Here is a 19,474-nt window from a genome sequence, read left to right on the forward strand (position 1 = left end):
GCGACCGGCGAAGATCGCAGGTCATCAGCTCGGTCCCGGGCCTGATGGTGCGGTGCCGTCGGTCAGTTCGAAGTCGGCGCGGGCGGTCTCCACTCCGTTGATCTGCAGGGAGATCGCGTGCCGCCCTGGGTAGTAGCGTCGGGTCGTGACCGGGCGGAAGGAGTGCTCCCGCGTCACCTGCGTACGCTCGCCGGGGGCGAGGGTGCGGGTGGTGAGTTTGAAGGTCTTGCCGGTCTGGCCGCCGTTGGCCTTGCGGTGGTGCACGATGTAGTCGATCGAGAGCCGCGCCGGGGCGTCACCGGTGTTGTGGATCGAAGCGGTGAAACGGACGCTGCCGCCGAACGGGACGCTGCCACGGTCGAGATGAGGTCCGTCGATGTGGAGCGCCGCCGGGGCGAAGCCGAGCAGTTCCAGTGCGGCGGGGTGGCCGCGCTTGACGAGGGTGCGCAGTGCATGACGTACGAGGCGTTCCGTGGCGGCGTCCGGGTCGTTCAGCCAGCGGCGGGCGGTGGTGAGGACGAGGTCGGGGTGGTCGCGGCTGAGGTCGTTGAGGTGGTTGGCGACCGAGCGGCGCACATCGTCGCTCTCGTCCCGGTAGAGGGCGTCCAGGAGCGACACGGTTACTCCCGGCCGGGCCATGAGGCCCGGCACCCGCACCGCCCAGGGGAGGTAGGGGCGGGTGCCCTCGGAGGCGAGCCTGCGGACGTCGGCGTCGGCCGAGCCGGGCCAGCCGCTGATGATGCCGAGGGCGCGGTCGAGGTCGTGCCGCAGCAGTGTCCTGATGGCGAACTCCGAGGTGAGACGCCCGGTGAGGTCGGCCAGCAGCGCCATCGCGTCGTCGAACGCGGCGACGCCGCCGTCCTGGACCGCGCGGGTCGCGAGAGCGCTGGTGACCGGCCAGATGAGCCATCCCGTGAAGTGCGGGTCGTCCCGTGCCGAGCGAACGGCCCGGGCCAGTTCCGCGTAATCGCCGGGGAGGTCGGTGAGCAGCGCGTCCCTCAGCAGGTCGGCTCGTTCCCTGAGGGACAGCGGAGCGATCTGCCGCGAAGCCGCGCGCAGTGACTTCAGGTCGGCGTCCGGAACGGCGGTCCGCACGGCGTCGATGAGGTGCTGGACGGTGTCGTGGCCGAGGAGTTCGTCGGCGGTGGGCATGCGGCTTCTTCCGTGTGGGGGGTGGTGCGGCTCGGTGGTGATCGGTCCGGGTGAGCCGGTGGGCACGCGGTTCGCGTTCCGGAAGCAGGACGTGCGGTCGGGCGCCGGATGTCGCGTCCGTGTCCGGGCCGGTCAGGGGCTGTCCCCGCAGTGGTAGAAGCGGCAGGTCACTCCCGGGCCCGGTGCCCGTGGTGCGTCGCTGCGGGGCTCGTACAGCGCGCGACCGCCGGGGAACTGCCCGAGTTCGGTGGGCAGGGCGGCTCCGGTGGCCATCTCGTCCGGCGTCCAGCCCGTGACGTCCAGCAGCAGTCCGTCCAGCGGGCCGCCGACGAGGTGGGCGTACGTCTGGCCCGGGCGGGGGCCCGGGTCGGGGTCGTCGTGGTCATGGCCGTACACCCGGCCGCGCAGCAGCTGCTCATCGCCGTTCATGGGGCCAGCCTTCCACCCACCACCGACAACGGGGGTCCGCCGAGGGCGCGAGGGGTGGTCTGGGCGCCGTGCGACCGCGTGCCGCTCGTCCGAAATCGCGGTTCGCCCAGGCGTCGCCGCATGATGAAGGCATGACCGACCGTGACGATTTCCTGGTGTGGGTCGAGACCGCCCTCTACGAGGCCGAGCTGGCCCTGCACAACGGCGACGCGGCTCCCCGCCGGGCCCTCTGGTCGCGCAACGAGCCCGTGAGTGTCCTGGGGGCGTGGCGCAACGCCTACGGGCGACAGCAGATCGACCAGCTCTTCACCGCCCTGGCCAGGAGCTTCTCCGACTGCACGTCGTACGTGTTCGAACTACAGGCGCTCGACGTGTCGGGAGACATGGCCTACACGGCCGGCCTGGAGCACACCTCGGTCTCCGTCGACGGGGAACCGCGCGGCTACACGCTGCGGGTCACTCAGGTGTACCGCCGTGAGGACGGTGGGTGGAAGGTGGCCCATCGGCACGGCGACACCGTGGCCGAGTAGGCGGAGGGGCGGACGCGCCGTTCCGGTGCCCGGACTGCGGGGGCTGTCACCACGCCGCGACCGGCGGTGCTGTGACCACCGTCGCGGGCAGCGTCAATGCCGCGCTGTGCGCTCCCCGCCATCGGTGTGCCCGGGAGGCGGGCTGATGCCGTCGATGAGATGGGAGACCAGGGCGACGACGAACTCGTCGGTCACGGGCTCGTCCGGGATCAGCATCCGGTGGTAGACGGCGCCCCAAAGCTGGTCGACGACGACCTGGACGTCGATGTCCTCGCGGATCTGGCCCTGCTCCTTGGCACGCGACAGCCGCTCCCCCGCCAGCCGTCGGCGTTCGGAGGAGTAGAGGGAGCGGAAGGCGGTCGCCAGGTCCTCGTCGGTCTGGGACTGCCCGATCAGCTCGGTCACCACCCGCCCGGCCGGCGTCGCGGTCATGATGTGCGCGAACGCCCGCAGTTGGCGGGTGAGGTCGGCGCGGATGTCGCCGGTGTCCTCGAAGGCGAGGGTTTCCTCGACGGCGTGGAAGTAGCCGTCCAGGGCGAGGGCGCCTTTGGAGGGCCACCACTTGTACAGGGTCGTCTTGCTGACACCCGACAGGCGGGCCACCCGTTCGAAGGTCAGGTCGGCGATGCCTTCCTTCAGGAGCACCTCGCCGACCACGCGGAAGACGTCCGCGCGGACCTCGTCGGCCGGGCGGCGCCCGCGCCCGCGGGCCGGGCGTTCGGCGGCTCCCTCGGCCTGCTTGGTCACGATGTCTCTCCCTGGTGTGGTCCCGGTCGGATCAGTCTAGGAAGCCGGGTGATCGTCATGCGGTCCGGGCACCGGCTCGGCCGGTGGGCCGGAGGACCCCGGCGGGCGTCGTCGGTTTCCTCGACGCGCACGAGTTGCCCGACGTCGCGTGGGAGGACGGACTGCCCCTCGTCGCGTGGGATGACGGGCTGCCCCTGCGGAGGGTGCGGCGCGGGTTCGCGAGGCGGGCGGCTCGCGGGGTCAGGCCAGACCGCCGTTGGTGTAGAGGACCTGTCCGTTGACCCAGCGGGCCGGGCCGGCGAGGAAGGCGACCGACTCGGCGACGTCGCGCGGTTCGCCGAGCCGCTCCAGCGGGGTGGCCTTGGCGAAGTCGGCCACGGTGGTCTCGTCCTTGCCCTCGAGGAAGAGCGGGGTGGCGACCGGGCCGGGCGCGACGGTGTTGACGGTGATGTCCTTGCCGCGCAGTTCGCGGGCGAGGATCAGCCCGATGCTCTGCACGGCGGCCTTGCTGGCGACGTAGGCGCCGTAGGTGGGGAGCTGGGTGCGCGTGACCGACGTGGACACGTTGATGATCGCGCCGCCCCTGCGTACCCGGCGGGCGGCCTGCTGGGCGACGACGAAGGTGCCGCGGATGTTGGTGCGGTGCATCCGGTCGAGGTCGTCGAGGTTCAGCTCGGCGATCGGTGCGAGCACCATGATCCCGGCGGTGTTGATCACCACGTCGATCCCGCCGAACGCCGCCTCCACGGCGTCGAAGGCCGCCTCCATCTCCTGCTCCTCGCCGACGTCCCCACTGACGGCGACGGCCTGGCCGCCGGACGCGGTGATCTCCTCGACGAGGGCCTCGGCCCTGCCCTTGTTGCCGGCGTAGTGCACGGCGAGCGCGAAGCCGTCCGCGGCGAGCCGCTCCACCACTGCCTTGCCGATGCCGCCGGAGCCGCCGGTGACGAGGGCGACGCGGCGGTCGGTGCGGGATGTGCTGGTCATGAGTCTTGCTCCTCCATGAGAAGTGGACGCTGAGTCCATATAAACAGAATATGGACGACCTGTCCACATCTCTGTCCGCGGTAGCTCCTTTCGCACGCGCGGACCCGTGGCAGCTCGTGCACGTAGGACGGGAGGCCTCACGCCGCAGTCGCGGCCCCTGTCCAGGGCTCCCCCGTGCGCCCGGCCCATTCCCGGGCCGCTTCCGGGCGGCCGGTGAGCAGCAGGAGCAGGGCGGCGATCGGGCCGCGGATCTCCTGGCCGGACCCTCGCGTGAACTCGATGTCCGTCGCGACGAGCCGGGCCTTCGGCAGAGGCCAGGGGCGGGGCGGGAAGCGCATGGTCCATACCCGGTCGGCGGCGTCACGAGCGGCGGCAAGGGGCATCGGACGTGTCCGGCCGAGCGCGAGGGCGATGTCCTGGCCGTGCACCAGGAGGTCGAGGAGGGGCTCGCGGCGCGAGGTGGCGGGTGCCAGCCGGCGGGAGCCGACGATCGAGCGGAGGTTCGCGACGATCTCGGCGACGGGCAACGACCCCTCACGCACCGCCGAGTCGTGGATCATCCGGTTCCAGTTCCCGCGCGCCCGGACCATCTCCCGGATCACCTGCCCACGGGAGTAGCGCGCCGCGATGGTCAGGTGCGCGGCCACGTCCCGCACCCGCCAGTCCCCGCAGCGCGTGCGCGTCTCCCACTCGTCGGGGCTCAGACCGTCCAGCAGGTCGGCCAGGTTCGTCCGCTCCTGATCGACGATCCGCCAGAGCTCGTCGATGTCCAGCACCGCACCCACGACATCACCCACCTAAATGGTAAGCTCCTCTGACCAAAGTAGTCAGGCACTCTGACCAGTGTCAAGGGAGGCGCGGCGTGCCGCGACCAGGGTGCGGAAAGAGGGCGGGCGATGGTGACGGAGAGCGGCCTCAACACGGGCGTGCTGTTGTTCCTGCCGTACCGGGCCTTGGAGAACCGTGTCTTCGCCGCGCTCGCCGAGGCCGGCTTCGACGACTTCACGCCCGCTCAGGCGCGGGTCATGCAGCGCATCGGCCCCGAGGGCACCCGTCTGACCGAGCTCGCCGAGCAGGCCCAGATCACCAAGCAGACGGCGGGCTTCCTCGTCGACCAGTTGGAGAAGGCGGGCTATGTCACCCGCGTGCCCGACCCGACCGACCGACGGGCCAGGCTGGTTCGCGGCGCGGAGAAGGCCCGGGCGGCCAAGGAGGTCGCCGACGCGGTGGTCGCCGAGGTGGAGAAGGAGTGGGAGCAGCACCTCGGGAAGCGGCGGATGAAGCAGCTGCGGGAAGCCCTCACCCTGCTCCGGCAGATCACCGACCCGTGGGCCTAAAGGGGACGCGAAGCACGCGCCCGGAGAGACGCAGAGCGCCGGAATGAGGCTGCCCTCCGGCGGACGACGGACCGCGGACGTGAACGACCGTGTCCCGGCGCACCGTTCCAGACGGTCGGAGTCTGTGCAGGTCAGAGCCCGTTTCAGCGTTCCAGCGTCCCGTCATGGCCGCCATCCGTGGCCGATGGGACGGATCACGGCACAGGCTTGGGTCGTCCGAGCAGCTCGCCGGACCATCCACTTCGCACCTGGAGATCTGATGCGTTCCCGTTTCACCGCCCGCTCCGCCCGCCTCGCCCTGGCCGCCGTCGCGGCGGTGTCCCTCACGGCCACCGCGGCCGCCACTGCCACCGCCGACAGCCGAAGCGACACCGTGCGGGCCTGCGCGACCAAGGACCTGACCTTCAAGGTGAGCGTGAAGACGCAGGCGGGCGGCTACTACCTCGTCACCGCCAAGGCCAAGTCCGGTGTCACCTGTTACCTGAAGGGCGTCTTCCCGTCCGCCTCCTTCGGCTCCTCCCCCGACACCGAGGTGGGACCGGCCGAGCAGTCCGTCAGTGAGAACGTCGTACTGTCCGGCTCCAAGGCCGCCTACGCCGGCATCAATCCCATGACCACGGGCAGCGACCACGGCAAGCAGTTCGACCTGATCCACCTCTCGGTCGCCGGGGACGAGGGCAACGCCGTCAGCCTCCGCCTCCCCGACACGGCCACGGTCGACCGGCCCGTGGCCACCAACTGGCACGCGGATCCCGCCGACGCCGTTCCCTTCTCGGACTGAGACCCGGCGGTCTGGACCGAGGCCCGATCCGCCCCTGGCCGTGCGACATATCGTCGGCCGGGGGCGGCACGGCTCATGTCATGGCCGCGCGGCGTCACCGCCTCCGCCCGGGCCGGCGGCGATGCGCCGGGCCTCGGATACGGCAGGGCGGCGACGCGTCCAACCGGACCGGAATCCGATTGCCCTCGAGGGGCCGGTTGCCGATGCTGCGGGGATGCGCTTCTCCGGCAACATCCCCAACCGTCCTCGCCGAACGACTGGACGAGGGGCTGGAGTTGCTCCGGAGCGTCTGGTCCGGCAAGCCGGTGGACCACCACGGCCGGCACTACCGGGCCCGGGACGTGACCCTGCTGCCCGCCACCGTGCAGAAGCCCGGCCCGCCGGTGTGGACCGGCGGGTTCTGGCCACGTCGCCCTCCGATGCGGCGGGCAGCGCGGTGGGGCCGTGCGGTACCCCTCTTCGAGACGGCCCGGCACGGGCACGTTCCCGAGGTGGCCGAAGGGCGGGATCTCGTCGCCTACGTACGCAAGTGCCGTACGGCCGAGGCCGATCGGCCTTCGAGTTCGTGCTCGGCGGTGCCACGTCCCCGGAGTCGGCCAGGGACGTCATCGGCCCGCTGCGCGACGCCGGCGCCGCTTGGTGGGACGAGCGCCAGATCCGGACCGGCACCGACCTGGACCGCCTGTCGCCGGTCCTGCGCCGGATCGAGGCGGGGCCGCCGGTGATCTGACCGATCGTTCGAGGTCGTAGGGCCCGCAAGGGTGTGGGGCCATCGGGCCGTACAGGTCTCGGACCTCCCGACCGGTCAGGTCCGCACACGGGCCAGGCCACCGATTCGTCAGTCAGCCGCCTTGCCGAAGGCCGGTGAACACCTCGGGGGTCGTCCAGCCGCGCAGCGTGGCGTGCATGGTCGACCGGAACGCGGCCTCGGCCGTGGCGCCGCCGAGGGCTCCGGCCAGTTCCAGAGTCACCAGCCCGTGCATGGCCGCCCAGAGCGACAGGGCGATCGTTGTCGCGTCGCCTTCGAGGACGGACTCCGTCAAGGCGCGGTCGATCGCCGCGAGGAGCGGACGGACCGGGTCGTTTCCGCCGACCTCCCCCGACGGGTCGAAGGACTGCACGCCGCCGAACAACACCGTGTACAGGTGCCGGTGTCCGCGACCCCAGCGCCGATAGGCGACGGCCAGCGCGTAGACGTCGGCGAGCGGGTCCTCTGAGGGGCGTACCGCCGACACCTCTTGGAACAACCCCGCGACGGCCCTGTCCCGTACGGCGCCGATCAGGCCGTCCTTTCCGCCGAACAGGGAGTACACCGCTGTCGTGGACGCGTCGGCGGCGGCCGCCACGGCGCGAACCGTGACGGACTCCCGGGGTCGCGTGGCGAGCATTTCGGTCGCACAGCTCACGAGCCGCTCTCGGACGGCTTCGTCGTTCGTTCTCGGCCTACCCACGCACAGCAGCCTACCTCTACTGATAACGTCGTTTTGAAACGACGTTCTGAAACTGTCGGAGGTTCGCCGTGCCCGCATTCTTCATACGCCTCGCCCGCTTCACCGGGCGGTTGTCGCTGACCCTGGCCGCCGTAGCGGCGCTGGTCGTCGTGTTCCTCGCACTGATCGCCCTGACGGACGGAGCGGGTTCGGGGCTGGTCGCATGGTCGACGGCCATCGGGGCCGGGGGCGCTCTCGCGCTGTGGCGGGGTCGCCGTCGGGCCTGGCCGGCACGGCTCGTGCCCTTGTTGCCGGTGGCCGTCGCCGCGGCGTTGACGGCGTCGGTCTGCGTTCCGACCGTGCCGGTGCAACGGCAACGCCCGCCCGCCCTGCCCTTCGCGGCCACGCAGCACTGGAAGCTGAGCACGGGCAGCCGAGTCGCGGTCTACCACTACCCGCCGGCACGCAGCGTGCCCAGACACCCCGTCCCGTTCGTGTACCTCAACGGCGGCCCCGTTCGGGGCATCTCGGTGCTCGACCACCGGTTCCTGCGACTCCTGGCACGCCAGGGCCATGACGTCTACGCCTATGAACCGGCCGGTGCCGGACGGAGCGACCTGCTCCCCATGGACCAGTACACGATCTCCAGGTCGGTGCGCGACCTCGCCGCCTTCGTCGACCGCCTGGACGAGGGCAAGGCCGACATCCTCGGCTTCTCGGCAGGTGGGGCGGTGCTCACCCGGGCCCTGGCCGATCCGCGGATCGCCGCGCGCCTGCACCGGGCGATCATCGCCGAACCCGGACCCATGGACGGACCCACCGCGCACATCACCGGCCACAAGGGCAAAAGCTCCGCACGCGGACTCGCGCCGGCCATGACCGGCCCTCGATCGACCCATGTCCCCCGCTACGCCGTGGCGTTCGGCCTCATGCGACTCGGACTCCTCTCCCCCGGCACCGGGTTGATCGGACAGGCCGAGGGCGTGAACGCCTTCACCGCCGCGGACCTCGGCAGTGACACCGCCTCGGCGTACTGCGCGCGCGACGCGCACCGCATCCCCACCGAGGACACCGCACAGAACTTCTCTTTCAGCCCCGCCGCCAGCCTGCGGATTCAGCAGACCATCAAGGACTCCCCGTCCATCGCACCGCGCCTGGGTCGATCACGGACCCCGGCGATGCTGATGATCGCCGAATGCTCCTCGCAGGTCCGTCAGTGGGCGACCGCCGTCCTCACCCACGACCCCGCCGTCGAACGCACGCAGTACATGCCCGGAGTCGGGCACCACATGTGGAACGGCCTCGACGACAACGACGACCGTGCGGCCGCGGTGATCACCGCCTTTCTCCAGGGCGAACCGGCGCCGCTGCCGAACCACCCGACTCGCGAGACCGTCCCCGCTTTCCTGCGCGACCACGAGTGAACGCGCGCGGATGAGTGACGCCCGGCCCGTCACTCATCCGGCTCCGCGAGGAGGGCGCGGCCGGCCGCGAAGAGCCGGGCGCAGCGCCGGGCCATGGCGTCGGGTGACTCGTCGGGGTGTTTGACCCACCAGCGGACGAGCGCGGTGCACAGTCCGCGCCAGGCATGGGCGAGCGCGTCGGCGTCCAGCGGGTCCCCGATGGCGCGGCCCCCTATGTCACCGTGGCCGTAGCAGGCCGCCCCGGCGAGGAGGTCGGCATCTGGGACGACGTCAAGGCTGCCGCGGGCGAGGTCCTGCACCGTCACCGTGCCACCATCACCCACCACCATGCCGTCGGCCGCGACCACCGGCCCGGCTACGACCTGCAACGCCCGGAGCCCTTCGCACTGGCGCTGCGCGCCGCCAAGGACGCCTGGACCCGCATCACATCCTCAATCCGGGCGTTCTGATCGACTGACCGATCTCTGTTCCTCCGGCCGCCGGCGCGGCCGGGCCCGCGGCCGCTCGTACGCACGGCAGCCGGACGGGCCAGGTGACTCAGCTGAGCGACTCGAGGTCGTCGGGCGTGCCGTCAAGGGCAGGACCACAGCCTGGGGGGAGGTGCGCGGCTACGAGTTCCACGGCCTCGTCGGCGGTGACAGGGCAACCGATCTGCTCCCGCCCCGAACCGAGCGGCTCATGCAGCCGACGAACGCGGAAGTACCGTTCGCCGTCGTAGGGGAAGATCGAGGGCAGGTCTTGCGACCAAGGGAAGCGGGTGCACCGGCTGAACTGCAGCGATCCATGGGTGACCAGCGGAAACAGAGCCCGGAGGGCGGGGTTTGCGTATGCGGCCTCTACCAGGTCTTTGTCGATGAAGGCCTCGTCCATGTCCCGCACGTCCTGCCACTTGGCTGCCACAGGGTCATCTGGCGCTGTCCCGCGTATGTCCTTCTCCACCATGCTCGGACATTAGCTGACTCCACAACGGGCTGGTTCGCAGGTCGTCGTTCGCCTTCCTCTCCGATGAGGACCTGCTTCGCCGACATCGCATCTGCCACCCCGTCAGTCAGCTCCTCTCCACAGCACCGACCACGCAGGTCGATGCCGCACATCCCCTGACGCCTCACTTCAGGGGACAGCCCTCAGGCGAGCCAGAGGGAACCGCGTCGGTGACGCGCCGGGGGAACGTCCACCAAGTCAGCCGCATCGAGCGTGATGTGGCCCGATGCTGAATTCACCAGGCGCAGCACTGTGCCGACTTGACCACGCAGCCGCTGCCGCGCCCGGCGCTCTTCCACCGAGGACCATTCGGCGACCGAGCGATCCTGCCGGTGTCGAGGGTACGAGTAGATCTCCACTGTGCGCCGGATTCTTCGGGGTCGGGGCTTTCTGGACTCCCTGGCCGCTTCGGTGAAGCACCGTGCGCTGTAGCGGAGGTCGTGGAGAACGGCCGTACGCCAGGGGCCTCCTGACGATGTGTCGTCTCCACTCCGGTCGGGTGAAGGGGGAAGATGGCGGGCGGTGCGAGCCACGGGATCTCCGTTCGCGGCGATCACCAGGTATCTCCTGGCGGCTACCTGAAGCCCGTGGGTCCGGTGGAGCGTGCGTGTGCCATGCGTGCGACTGTAACTCCCTCCCCCGGCGAATACCTGCCGTGACAGAATGCCCACATGTTCATGATCCGAAAGGACAATGCCGCGTAGGCGTCCGAAGGCCGTCCGCGCTGAGCGGTGGCGGCCCCGCAAGCATCTGCCGGTCCGCCGGATTCCGTACGTCTCCGCTCGAACTCGCGCGGCGATAAGACGAGTTGAGGCCGAGCAACTCTGGCCCGACGCCGTGGCTGACGCGCTCAGCCGGTTCGAGTGGGCCTTCCGGCAACCGGGGCGGTATCTGGCCGGTCCTTACGAGAGCCCTGGCATCGAGATCGAGGACGGCCGGGACGACCTGGAAGAGGCCCTTCGCCGCCTGCCGAGCGGAGCCCGGGCCGATCTGGGTCCTGGTGGAGCGGATCGACGCGGAGTTCGAGCGCCGTACGCTCCCCGATCCGGGGTGGGCGAGCGAGTGGACGGCGGGGCGCTGGTGGTGGTGGCGCGTCCGGGAACGGTGAGGGAGGACATGTCACACACCGGGTGCCGGCGGTGAAGGTGGCGATCTTGGGCAGACGGTGGGAGTGATCTTGCCGTGGTCCCAAGAGGGGGGATGTCGTGACAGTGCCCGCGCGTCGTACGTCGTTCGTCAAGCGTCGTCGGTACCGGTTCGATCTTCGGTCGACTGCCTTGTTCTTCGTGTTCCTCGCCGTGGTCGTGTGCCTCCTGGGCCTCGCCGCGCGCGTGCTGGCGGATGCCGTGGAGCGGCGTCCCGCCTGGATGTTCGTGCTGGTTGTGATAGGCGTGGCGGGGCTTTTGGGCCTGCGGCGCCGGGTGCACGTGGCACGAGCGGCCCGCCGGGCCGCGGCAGCGCTCGACGAGGCGGCGAGGGAGGCCGCCGAGGTGCTGGAGGCCCCCGTGGTTCCCCGCCCTCGGGCGACCGCCGAGGTCGCCACCGAGGTCGTGGAGGTCGCCGTCGACTACGACGCCCTGACGCCGGAGGAGTTCGAGGAGGCGATAGCCGCGCTCTGCGAACGGGACGGCTGCTCCGGCGTCGAAGTCGTGGGAGGTGCGGGCGACTTGGGCGCCGATGTCGTGGCGACGACCCCCGACGGCCGGCGGATCGTCGTCCAGTGCAAGCACTACGACCCGTCCCACCGGGTCGGTTCCCAGGACCTCCAGCGTTTCGGCGGTACGTGCTTCACCGTGCACGAGGCCGACGTCGCCGTGCTCGTCTGCACGAGCGACTTCACCGCGCCGGCGGTGGAGTACGCCGACCAGTGCGGCATCGTGTGCGTGGACCGGGAAGCCCTGGAGGCGTGGACGGAGGGGACCGGCCCCCGCCCCTGGGAGGCCGCCCTGGGTGGCGGAGCGGCCGGGTGGGAGACAGCCGGTGCCGGGTATTGAGGAACAACGCTCATCGACATCCACATCCTCGGGGCGCCCCGCTCTGCCGGCGAGCGGGGGACCGGCTGGGGCCGACGACAATCCGCTTGATCGGGTGCGGGGTCGACGTGTCATGCTCCCGGTGTGACACCTGATCTGACGCCACGGCTTCTGAGCTGGGGCGAAGTGGACCCCGCCCGTCATCCCTTCGACGCGGACGCGGCGGCGCACGTGGTCCACTCGCTCGGGCCGGCCCGGCGTGTGCCGCGTCGGCCGGATGTCCCCTTCGCCGACCCGGTCATGACCGCCTGGAGCCGGGATGAGGCCGACCTGTGGGCCGATGCCATGTCCCACGCCCTGATCCGGCACTACGGCCGTTGGGCCGCGGGCTGGCGCTGGTCGCACGACGAAGGAGACTTCGACGGCGGGCCGGTGGGCGCCTGGTGCTGCCCGCGGGACTCGATCACCACGCCCGAGGAGACACTCCCCCGGGTGGTCGCCGCCCTGTGCGAATGGCGTGCCTGGCTCGAGAGCCTCGCCGGGTGGATGGACGCGTACCCGCTGGACCTGGACACCGTCGAGGACAACCGCATCGTGTGGGAGCGGGCCGCCCGCAATCTGATTCTTCAGGTGACCGACCGCACCGGGTGCGGCAGTGGCTGGCACGGGCACTGCCATCAGGTGCTCACCTGGTTCCTCGAGCGCTGGTCCGTGGCGCCCGATGTCGCGGAAGAGCTCGTCGACCGTGCGATCGGCGGGCGGTTCGAAAGCTGGACCGGCCCTGACATCACGCTGGTCGACGACGTCGCCGAGCGGCTCGCGCGCTCACTGGGGCCGGAGGACCACGCGCCGCCTCCCGAGCCGCTGCCGGACCATCTGGAGCGCTGGCTCGCGGTGCGCGCGAGCGTGCCGTGGCAGGAGCTCCAGGACAGCGGCACGGAGGAGCCGGTGGTGGCGTGCCATGACGGCGCGGCCGAGGACATCCGCGGCTTCGACGGCGCCCTGGACCCGGCGCGTGCCCGTGGTCTGCTCGACGCGCTGGAGGAACTGCGGGCGGACGCCGCCCACGACGCCGGCCTCGACTTCGCGCGGTTGCAGCGCTGGCAGCGGCACGTGCTGGGCACCCCGCACCTCCCGCCCCTGCGCACTCTGCCCGCCTTCGCGAAGGGCGGCCGGGAGCGCTACGGCATCGGCCCCGACATGCGGGCCCGCCTGGACGCCTGCCTCGCCGAGAGCGCCTTCGACGCCGAACGGCCCCTCCCCCTGACCGCCCGCGCGGGGCGCGCCTACCTCGACGTGTGTTTCTTCCATCCCTTCGACGACGGCAACGCCCGCTCCGCCTTCCTCACCCTGCTCTTCGTCCTCGCCCGGGAGGGCATCACGCTGGACGACGTCACCCTGCTGCGCCGTGTCAGCTTCCGGGCCGGCGATCCGCGCGAAGCTCTCGTCCTCGCCCGGTACATCGACATGCATCTCGCCGAGACCCGGCGCCGTGCTGCCGCAGGGTGAGCACACCCCGGACGGGTGGCTTTACCCATCCGTGGGACCCGGCGGTAATCCGGGCTCGGCGGGGTAAGGGGATGTCGATCAGCCACCTGTCGACAAGGAGCCGTGGATGACCGACGACGCCTACCTGTTCCTGCTTGACGACGCGTCCGCGCCGCTCGGTGTCCCGCCCGCCGCCGTCGGCGAACTCGCCTGTATGGAGACTCCCGCCGTCCGCGCCTGGCTCGACGCTCAGGGCAGCACCCCGACCTCGCCCCACCTGCGTCTGCTGCCTCCGGAGGAGACGGCGGCCGTGCCCGAGGGAGCGGAACGGCTGCCGGTGCCGCTGAGCGAGGAGGAGCTGAACCGCCTCCGTCACCAGATGGCACCGGAGCCGCTGGCCCGGCTGGAGGAGGAACTGCTCGCCTACCGGGACAGTGCGGACGGGCGGGACGGTCTGATCGGACGCGCGCTGGCCGCCGGTGTGGCACCGCACCGCATCGTCGAACTGACGGGGGTGGACCCCGCCACGGTGACCGCCGCCGCGAACGGGTGACCACTCGGCGCGCCGCCCTGGCGCGACACGGACCGATCGGCCCCGCCGGGCGGGAAACACCTGGCGGGGCCGATCGACGTGCGCGGTCGTGAAGGACGGTCGCCTACGCGGCGAAAGGCTCTGCGGCGCTTCAGCCGCCATAGGGCACGGACGTCAGTTCAGCGGGTCGAGCGTGAGGTAGGCCTGGCGCGGATCGCCGTCGTGCACCAGTGATTCGTGGTGGCCCACGTCATCGAAGGCGAAGGCGTACGCCTTTCCGTCCGCCATCTGGGCATGGATCTTGCGCGCGTAGTGATTGGTGACGGCGTCCTTGTAGAAGTCGGCGGAACCGGCGTCGGGCTGGTTGGCGTTGACCAGCAGGGTGGAGCGGTTGAAGCCGGCGCACAGGGTGCGCGAGATCGGGCCGCGCACCTGGTCGTTCGGGGCGTCGAGCCGTCGGTGGCAGCCGAAGACGGAAGAGGCGTCCGGCTTCTGGAAGCTGGTGACCACGGTCCCGGCGCTGTCGGTGAAGTTCATGACGCCACCGGAGACCCGTCCGTAGTACTTGGTGCCGGGCCGGTCGGCGAACGGGGTGACTGTCAGGGTCGAGGTGGAGTACTTCTGCCACACGCGGTTGATGTAGTCGTCCATGACGGTGGCCGGCAGGGCGCCCGTCTCCAGTCCGTACAGCGGCGACAGGGCCCGCAGCACGGTGCCGTCGGGGCGGGTCTGGATCAGGTTGGCCCAGCCGCCGGGCTGTCCCCTGAGGGCGTTGAAGAAGCCGTTGTACCCACCGGGCCTGAGCCGCCCGGTGCTCACGGTGCTTCCGTCGGCCCGCTGCACTCCCACCGCGTAGGGAGCGGAGAACATGTCGACCTGGGTGCTGTTGATCCACAGACCCGAGTCGTTGAGCGTGTACTCGGACCAGTTGAAGAGGATGTTCCGGTTGGGGTCGGTCGGGTTCTGCACGGCGGGCTGGACCAGGCCTCCGGTGGTGAGCTTGAAGACCAGTTTCTGACCGTAGGAGAAGTAGACGCGGCCGGAGAACTTCGGCATGCGGATGGTCGCCGACTGCCCTGCAGCCGGGCCCGGGATCGAGGCGTCGGGGGCGGGGGTCGGGGGGTTGCCTCCGGCCGGCCAGGGGTGGAAGGTGCCGCCCGCGTCGGCCCAGCCCTGGCGTCCGGTGGCGAGGTCCGTGCCGAGGTTGTAGATGTACAGCTGCTCGCCGCGGGCCGAGTTGTTGGTGATCTTCAGGGGGATGGTCGCGGGGACGGCGGCGTGGGCCGGCGCGCCCGTCCCGGTCGCCAGCAGGGAGCCGGCGAGGACCGTGGCAAGGGTCAGTCCCACAGCCGCGGCCCGGCGTTTGAGAGTGGGGAACACGCTCTGTCTCCGTTCGACGGTTGGCCGATTCGTGAGTGCGTGAGAGCGCTCTCAGCGTTCCGCTTTGGTCCGGACCTGTCAATGGTTGAAGCGTCCTCGGTCAGGCCGGGCAGCCGCGCGCGGGGAGGCGCGCAGACAGGAGAGGACGACGACGAAGGGCCACACCGACTGCATGGTGGTCACGGCGCGTTCGGCCACGCCCGCCACGCCGTGCAAGTGGAGCTCGATCAGGAACCAGGCCGCGCCTGCCGCCATGACGGCGGTGGCCCCCAGGGAGGGGAACGGGCGCAGGGCCCACGGCACGGCGGCACCGCCCCTGGCGGCCAGGACGGGCCATGCGGCCAGAACGGCGAACGCCACGGCGGTCACCGAGCCGTGACTCAGGGAACCACCGCTGCTCGGGGCCGGGAACACGGCCACCGCCAGCGCCGCCACTCCCCCGGCCGCCAGGGCCATCCGCCCCGCGGTCGCGGCCGGGCGCAACCCCCAGGCCGTCAGCAGATGACAGAACCCCAGGGCGATGAACGCCACCGTCATCACCCAGGACCCCTCGTTGCCGGGAGCCGCCAGGACGCTGATGGTCTGGGCGGCGGGGTCGTAGGGAGGTCCCTGCACTGACGCCGCCACCAGCCACCCCATGATCAGGAAGACCGGCGCGCACCCCGACGACACCAGCACCCATAAAGGAACAGATCGCATCAGGACACCGTAGAACGGGCCTTCGTCGGCGTCGCGTTCCCGCGAAGGCGGCGCCCCACGTGGCGTAGTCGCACCCTCCGCTCCGCCGAAGGAAGCGCACGATGGAAAAACGTGCGGCCGGGCGGTGAAAGGTGATCGGCGTGGAGCTCACTCTCGTGGTGCTGATCATCATCGTGGGCCTGACGTTCGACTTCACCAATGGCTTCCACGACGCCGCGAACGCGATCGCCACCTCGATCTCCACCAGGGCCCTGACACCGCGTGTGGCACTGGCCATGGCCGCGGTGATGAACTTCTGCGGTGCCTTCCTGGGTACCGGGGTCGCCCAGACCGTGGGCAGCGGCATCATCGGGGCGCCGCAGGGGAGCTCGGGACTGCTGCTGGTCCTGTGCGCGCTCATCGGTGCCATCGCCTGGAACCTCTTCACCTGGTGGCGCGGGCTGCCCACGTCCTCCTCGCACGCCCTGATCGGCGGGCTGGTCGGTGCCGCGCTCGCCGCGTCCGCCACGGTGCACTGGTCGGGCATCGTGGACAAGGTCGTCCTGCCGATGCTGCTGTCCCCGCTGGTCGGCGTGGTGCTCGGGTACCTGCTGCACACGGGCGTTCTGTGGCTGTTCCGCCGCTCGCCGCCCCGGCGCACCATGCGGCGGTTCCGCCTGGCACAGACCGTCTCCGCCGCCGCCATGGGTCTGGGGCACGGCTTGCAGGACGCGCAGAAGACCATGGGCGTCATCGTGCTGGCACTGGTCACGGCCGGCCTGCAGGAGGACTTCTCGGTGCCGGTGTGGGTGATCGCCGCCGTGGCGGTCGCCATGGCCGCCGGGACGTACACCGGCGGGCGCCGCATCATCACCACCCTGGGGCGGCGCATCGTGCACCTCGACCCGCCGCGCGGCTTCGCCGCCGAGAGCGCCGCCGCGGCCGTCCTCTACACGACCGCGTTCCTGGTCAAGGCGCCGATCTCCACCACCCAGACGATCACCGCGGCCATTCTCGGTGCCGGTGCCACGCGGCGCTTCTCGGCCGTACGCTGGCAGGTGGCCCGTTCGATCGGTACCGCCTGGATCCTCACCTTTCCCGGCGCGGGGATCCCGGCCGCGGCGCTGTATCTCCTCCTGCGCGCCGTCACCGGTCTGTGATCACAGCGGGAGGCCTTCCATGACCGCTCTCCCCGGCCGCCGGACGGCCGCGCACTCCCCCACCGGGGTCCCGGACGGCCTCCCCGCGCCCGGGCGATTCGCCCATCTGCACCCCGACGACGGCGCCTGTCTCATGGAGGCCGCCGCGCTGCTGTCCGGCGGTCCTTTCACCGACAGTCCGGCCGGAACGCACCCGGCGCTCGCGGCCCTGGCCCGGGTGGTCAATGACCGTGTCGGTGACGGCGCCCGGCGTGCCTTGTGGCCGCTGGCCGCCGATCTCGCCGACGCCCGCCCGCCGGACCGGTGTTACGCGCCGCAGCTCGTCGGCGCGGTCGTGGACGAGGCCCGCGGGGTGCGTCCCGGTTCGCGGCGTCTGGCGCGGCACGGCTGTGCGTGCCGCCGCCGAGCGGAGAGGCTCGCCTCGCGTCCCGCGGGCGGCCCGGCGGTGCGCGTCGCCGATCTGCTGTGGTGGCGCGGGCCGGGGCGGCGGCGACTCGAACATGCCCTGCGGGTGCTGAGCGCGGCGCCTGACGCGGATCAGCGGCTGTCCCGGCTGTTGCGGCACGCCGTCGCCCGGGCACGGGACCGCACGGACGGCCGCGGGCCGAGCGCGCGGACGCCCTGCAACCGGTAGGCGCACGGTGCCGTCCTACAGGGCACCATGATCCCTGCCGGCACCTTCGGCTCGCTGCTCGCGTTCGCCTGGACGCAGACGCGGGCGTGCGCGTTCGCCATCGCCCTGCTGTCCGGCGTGGCCGCGTCCGCGCTGCTGCCCGACCTGCCGGTGGCGCGGTACGACCTGCTGGTCGGCTACGGGCTCCTGCTCACGCTGGTGTTCTGGGCCCGCGGCTGGGAGAGCGGGCGGGACGTCGCCGTCATCGCGGTCTGCCATGTCATCGGCCTGGCCTTCGAACTGGTGAAGGTGGCGCTCGGCTCCTGGAGCTACCCGGAGCCGGCGGTGCTGAAGGTGGCCGGTGTGCCGCTGTACGGCGGCTTTCTGTACGCGGCCGTGAGCAGCTACGTGTGCCGGGCCTGGCATCTGTTCGACCTGGAGCTCGTGCGCTACCGGCCCCGTGCGACGGCCCTGGTCGCCGCGGCCGTGTACGTCAACTTCTTCAGCCACCACTGGCTGCCCGACGCGCGCTGGGTGCTGGCCGGGCTGCTCGTGGCGGTGACGGCGGGCACGTCGGTGCGCTTCACCGTGCGCGGGGTGCGCCGGCGGATGCCGCTGGTGTCGGCGTTCGTGCTGATCGGCTTCTTCCTGTGGGTGGCGGAGAACCTGGCGACCCTGGCCGGCGCGTGGCGCTACCCGTACCAGGAGCACGGCTGGGAACCGGTGGGGCTGCACAAGTTCGGGGCCTGGGCGTTGCTCATCAGCGTGACGTTCGTGCTGGCGGCGGTGGGACGGCGTACGGACGGCGCGGCGGCGCGGGAGGGGCGGTGAGGGCCGCCGAGGCCGTGAAGTCGCGGCCGGGTCGTGAAGTCGTCGCACAGGTCCAGAAGTCGTCGCGCAGGGCGCACCTGAGTATCATCCTATGGACATAAATCGGGTGATTCCCTCCACGGTCGTCACCCACCGTGGCCATCCTCGCCGGAGTGATCCATGTCCCGCACCGGCACGACGGACGACGGCGACGAGCTGCTGACCCGGCTCGGGGCCCTGACCGCGCAGGCGCGCGCACAGGCCGAGATGCAGCGGTCCCGGGTCGAACTCGCGATCGCGCTGCAACGCGGCATGCTGCCGCGGGATCTGCCCCGGGCACGCCGCCTGCACCTGGCCGTGCGGTATACGCCAGCGTGCCAGGGCCTCAACGTGGGCGGTGACTGGTACGACGCCTTCACGCTGGGTGACGGCCGGATCGGTCTGGCCATCGGGGACGTCCAGGGCCACAACATCGAGGCGGCCGCCTTCATGGGGCAGGTCCGGGCCGGGCTGCGGGCGCTGGCCTCGGTGACCAGCGATCCGGGCGAGGTGCTGGCCCGGACCAACGATCTGCTGCTGTCCCTGGGCTCCGACCTGTTCGCCACCTGCACCTTCATGCGGCTCGACCCGTGTGCCGGCGTGCTGGAGAGCGCGCGGGCCGGACATCTGCCGTGCGTCTGGGCGACACCGGACGGGAAGTCCGGCCTCACCGAGGACGAGGGCGGTCCGCCCCTCGGGGTGCAGGCCGGGACGCCCTATCCGGTGACCCGGTACGAACTCGCGACGGGTGGGGTGTTCGTGCTGCTCACGGACGGCGTGGTGGAGGGGCCGTCGATGCGGCTGGAGGAAGGACTCGACCAGGTGACACGGCTCGCGGGCACGGCGGCGGTGGCGGGCATGGACGTGGACGCGCTCGCGGCGGCCGTGATCAAGGGTGCCGAGCGGGTGGGCCACGACGACGACGCGGCCGTCCTGGTCGTCGGGCTCGACGGGCCGGACGCTCAGCCATAGGGCCGCACGACGCCCGCTCCCGCCTCGCCCG

At 71.4% G+C, this 19,474-nt stretch carries 21 protein-coding genes and 2 pseudogenes; 14 read left to right on the plus strand and 9 right to left on the minus strand.

Features of this window, described 5'->3' with window-relative positions:
* Positions 1-24 precede the first annotated feature (24 nt).
* Together AC0665_RS32345 and AC0665_RS32350 are read right to left on the minus strand one after the other, a co-directional pair.
* The gene (locus tag AC0665_RS32345) at positions 25-1,152 is read right to left on the minus strand and encodes a DNA alkylation repair protein (protein ID WP_478706395.1); all 1,128 of its coding nucleotides are present in this window, start codon (positions 1,150-1,152) and stop codon (positions 25-27) included.
* A gap of 132 nt (positions 1,153-1,284) precedes the next feature.
* Positions 1,285-1,581 carry a hypothetical protein gene (locus AC0665_RS32350; protein WP_478608499.1) on the minus strand — a complete coding sequence of 99 codons (297 nt, stop codon included), beginning with the start codon at positions 1,579-1,581 and terminating at the stop codon, positions 1,285-1,287.
* 131 nt (positions 1,582-1,712) lie between these two features.
* Here AC0665_RS32350 and AC0665_RS32355 point away from each other — a divergent pair, with 131 nt between their 5' ends.
* A complete protein-coding gene (locus tag AC0665_RS32355; protein WP_478608497.1) occupies positions 1,713-2,111 on the plus strand; it encodes a YybH family protein in 399 nt (132 codons plus the stop codon).
* A gap of 93 nt (positions 2,112-2,204) precedes the next feature.
* Here the strand turns inward: AC0665_RS32355 and AC0665_RS32360 are convergent, their stop codons facing one another.
* The 3 genes from AC0665_RS32360 to AC0665_RS32370 all read right to left on the minus strand — a co-directional run bounded on the left by AC0665_RS32360 (position 2,205) and on the right by AC0665_RS32370 (position 4,642).
* Positions 2,205-2,858 (minus strand): TetR/AcrR family transcriptional regulator, encoded by a 654-nt coding sequence (locus AC0665_RS32360; RefSeq protein ID WP_478510728.1) that lies wholly within the window; start codon positions 2,856-2,858, stop codon positions 2,205-2,207.
* A gap of 240 nt (positions 2,859-3,098) precedes the next feature.
* The gene (locus tag AC0665_RS32365) at positions 3,099-3,845 is read right to left on the minus strand and encodes an SDR family oxidoreductase (protein ID WP_478608494.1); all 747 of its coding nucleotides are present in this window, start codon (positions 3,843-3,845) and stop codon (positions 3,099-3,101) included.
* Between the two features lie 137 nt (positions 3,846-3,982).
* Positions 3,983-4,642 (minus strand): maleylpyruvate isomerase family mycothiol-dependent enzyme, encoded by a 660-nt coding sequence (locus AC0665_RS32370; RefSeq protein WP_478608491.1) that lies wholly within the window; start codon positions 4,640-4,642, stop codon positions 3,983-3,985.
* Between the two features lie 99 nt (positions 4,643-4,741).
* Between AC0665_RS32370 and AC0665_RS32375 the strand changes: the two genes are divergently transcribed.
* The 4 genes and pseudogenes from AC0665_RS32375 (at position 4,742) to AC0665_RS32390 (ending at position 6,693) form a co-directional block, all read left to right on the plus strand.
* A complete protein-coding gene (locus AC0665_RS32375; RefSeq protein WP_468639775.1) occupies positions 4,742-5,182 on the plus strand; it encodes a MarR family winged helix-turn-helix transcriptional regulator in 441 nt (146 codons plus the stop codon).
* Positions 5,183-5,441: 259 nt separating this feature from the next.
* The gene (locus AC0665_RS32380; protein ID WP_478510733.1) at positions 5,442-5,963 is read left to right on the plus strand and encodes a DUF4232 domain-containing protein; all 522 of its coding nucleotides are present in this window, start codon (positions 5,442-5,444) and stop codon (positions 5,961-5,963) included.
* Positions 5,964-6,166: 203 nt separating this feature from the next.
* Positions 6,167-6,313: pseudogene (locus tag AC0665_RS32385) on the plus strand (LLM class flavin-dependent oxidoreductase); the annotation flags it as partial.
* 179 nt (positions 6,314-6,492) lie between these two features.
* Positions 6,493-6,693 (plus strand): hypothetical protein, encoded by a 201-nt coding sequence (locus AC0665_RS32390; protein WP_478608898.1) that lies wholly within the window; start codon positions 6,493-6,495, stop codon positions 6,691-6,693.
* Between the two features lie 112 nt (positions 6,694-6,805).
* On the opposite strand, the gene AC0665_RS32395 is transcribed toward AC0665_RS32390, so the two are convergent.
* Entirely contained in the window at positions 6,806-7,414 is a 609-nt protein-coding gene (locus AC0665_RS32395) for a TetR/AcrR family transcriptional regulator (protein ID WP_478706396.1), read from the minus strand.
* Positions 7,415-7,482: 68 nt separating this feature from the next.
* Between AC0665_RS32395 and AC0665_RS32400 the strand changes: the two genes are divergently transcribed.
* Complete coding sequence (locus AC0665_RS32400; RefSeq protein WP_478706397.1) at positions 7,483-8,817, plus strand: alpha/beta fold hydrolase; 1,335 nt, start codon at positions 7,483-7,485, stop codon at positions 8,815-8,817.
* Positions 8,818-9,011: 194 nt separating this feature from the next.
* Positions 9,012-9,274 (plus strand): annotated as a pseudogene (locus tag AC0665_RS32405) (FAD-linked oxidase C-terminal domain-containing protein); the annotation flags it as partial.
* Between the two features lie 80 nt (positions 9,275-9,354).
* Here the strand turns inward: AC0665_RS32405 and AC0665_RS32410 are convergent.
* Positions 9,355-9,759, minus strand: a complete 405-nt coding sequence (locus AC0665_RS32410; RefSeq protein ID WP_478706398.1) for a DUF6193 family natural product biosynthesis protein — start codon at positions 9,757-9,759, stop codon at positions 9,355-9,357.
* Positions 9,760-11,003: 1,244 nt separating this feature from the next.
* Here AC0665_RS32410 and AC0665_RS32415 point away from each other — a divergent pair.
* The 3 genes from AC0665_RS32415 (at position 11,004) to AC0665_RS32425 (ending at position 13,812) form a co-directional block, all read left to right on the plus strand.
* A complete protein-coding gene (locus AC0665_RS32415) occupies positions 11,004-11,792 on the plus strand; it encodes a restriction endonuclease (protein WP_468639761.1) in 789 nt (262 codons plus the stop codon).
* 123 nt (positions 11,793-11,915) lie between these two features.
* Positions 11,916-13,280, plus strand: a complete 1,365-nt coding sequence (locus AC0665_RS32420; protein WP_478706399.1) for a Fic family protein — start codon at positions 11,916-11,918, stop codon at positions 13,278-13,280.
* Between the two features lie 106 nt (positions 13,281-13,386).
* A complete protein-coding gene (locus AC0665_RS32425) occupies positions 13,387-13,812 on the plus strand; it encodes a DUF6003 family protein (protein ID WP_468412534.1) in 426 nt (141 codons plus the stop codon).
* A 153-nt stretch (positions 13,813-13,965) separates the two neighbouring features.
* On the opposite strand, the gene AC0665_RS32430 is transcribed toward AC0665_RS32425, so the two are convergent.
* Positions 13,966-15,171 carry a glycoside hydrolase family 64 protein gene (locus AC0665_RS32430; protein ID WP_468412536.1) on the minus strand — a complete coding sequence of 402 codons (1,206 nt, stop codon included), beginning with the start codon at positions 15,169-15,171 and terminating at the stop codon, positions 13,966-13,968.
* 78 nt (positions 15,172-15,249) lie between these two features.
* Positions 15,250-15,870, minus strand: a complete 621-nt coding sequence (locus AC0665_RS32435; protein WP_478706400.1) for a DUF998 domain-containing protein — start codon at positions 15,868-15,870, stop codon at positions 15,250-15,252.
* Between the two features lie 140 nt (positions 15,871-16,010).
* On the opposite strand from AC0665_RS32435, the gene AC0665_RS32440 reads away from it, so the two are divergent.
* The 4 genes from AC0665_RS32440 to AC0665_RS32455 all read left to right on the plus strand — a co-directional run bounded on the left by AC0665_RS32440 (position 16,011) and on the right by AC0665_RS32455 (position 19,443).
* On the plus strand, positions 16,011-17,009 hold the full coding sequence (locus AC0665_RS32440) for an inorganic phosphate transporter (protein ID WP_478706401.1): 999 nt from the start codon (positions 16,011-16,013) through the stop codon (positions 17,007-17,009).
* A gap of 19 nt (positions 17,010-17,028) precedes the next feature.
* The gene (locus tag AC0665_RS32445; protein ID WP_478706402.1) at positions 17,029-17,643 is read left to right on the plus strand and encodes a hypothetical protein; all 615 of its coding nucleotides are present in this window, start codon (positions 17,029-17,031) and stop codon (positions 17,641-17,643) included.
* Positions 17,644-17,670: 27 nt separating this feature from the next.
* The gene (locus tag AC0665_RS32450) at positions 17,671-18,453 is read left to right on the plus strand and encodes a DUF817 domain-containing protein (RefSeq protein WP_478706403.1); all 783 of its coding nucleotides are present in this window, start codon (positions 17,671-17,673) and stop codon (positions 18,451-18,453) included.
* A gap of 159 nt (positions 18,454-18,612) precedes the next feature.
* On the plus strand, positions 18,613-19,443 hold the full coding sequence (locus AC0665_RS32455; protein WP_468412546.1) for a PP2C family protein-serine/threonine phosphatase: 831 nt from the start codon (positions 18,613-18,615) through the stop codon (positions 19,441-19,443).
* Positions 19,444-19,474: the final 31 nt, after the last annotated feature.

The sequence above is a fragment of the Streptomyces sp. NPDC043685 genome (assembly GCF_056436585.1).

Coding starts and splice junctions, on each gene's coding strand:
- AC0665_RS32345 (WP_478706395.1), bottom strand. CDS start 1,152: ATGCCCACCGCCGACGAACTCCTCGGCCACGACACCGTCCAGCACCTC.
- AC0665_RS32350 (WP_478608499.1), bottom strand. CDS start 1,581: ATGAACGGCGATGAGCAGCTGCTGCGCGGCCGGGTGTACGGCCATGAC.
- AC0665_RS32355 (WP_478608497.1), top strand. CDS start 1,713: ATGACCGACCGTGACGATTTCCTGGTGTGGGTCGAGACCGCCCTCTAC.
- AC0665_RS32365 (WP_478608494.1), bottom strand. CDS start 3,845: ATGACCAGCACATCCCGCACCGACCGCCGCGTCGCCCTCGTCACCGGC.
- AC0665_RS32375 (WP_468639775.1), top strand. CDS start 4,742: ATGGTGACGGAGAGCGGCCTCAACACGGGCGTGCTGTTGTTCCTGCCG.
- AC0665_RS32380 (WP_478510733.1), top strand. CDS start 5,442: ATGCGTTCCCGTTTCACCGCCCGCTCCGCCCGCCTCGCCCTGGCCGCC.
- AC0665_RS32410 (WP_478706398.1), bottom strand. CDS start 9,759: ATGGTGGAGAAGGACATACGCGGGACAGCGCCAGATGACCCTGTGGCA.
- AC0665_RS32425 (WP_468412534.1), top strand. CDS start 13,387: ATGACCGACGACGCCTACCTGTTCCTGCTTGACGACGCGTCCGCGCCG.
- AC0665_RS32435 (WP_478706400.1), bottom strand. CDS start 15,870: ATGCGATCTGTTCCTTTATGGGTGCTGGTGTCGTCGGGGTGCGCGCCG.
- AC0665_RS32445 (WP_478706402.1), top strand. CDS start 17,029: ATGACCGCTCTCCCCGGCCGCCGGACGGCCGCGCACTCCCCCACCGGG.
- AC0665_RS32450 (WP_478706403.1), top strand. CDS start 17,671: ATGATCCCTGCCGGCACCTTCGGCTCGCTGCTCGCGTTCGCCTGGACG.
- AC0665_RS32455 (WP_468412546.1), top strand. CDS start 18,613: ATGTCCCGCACCGGCACGACGGACGACGGCGACGAGCTGCTGACCCGG.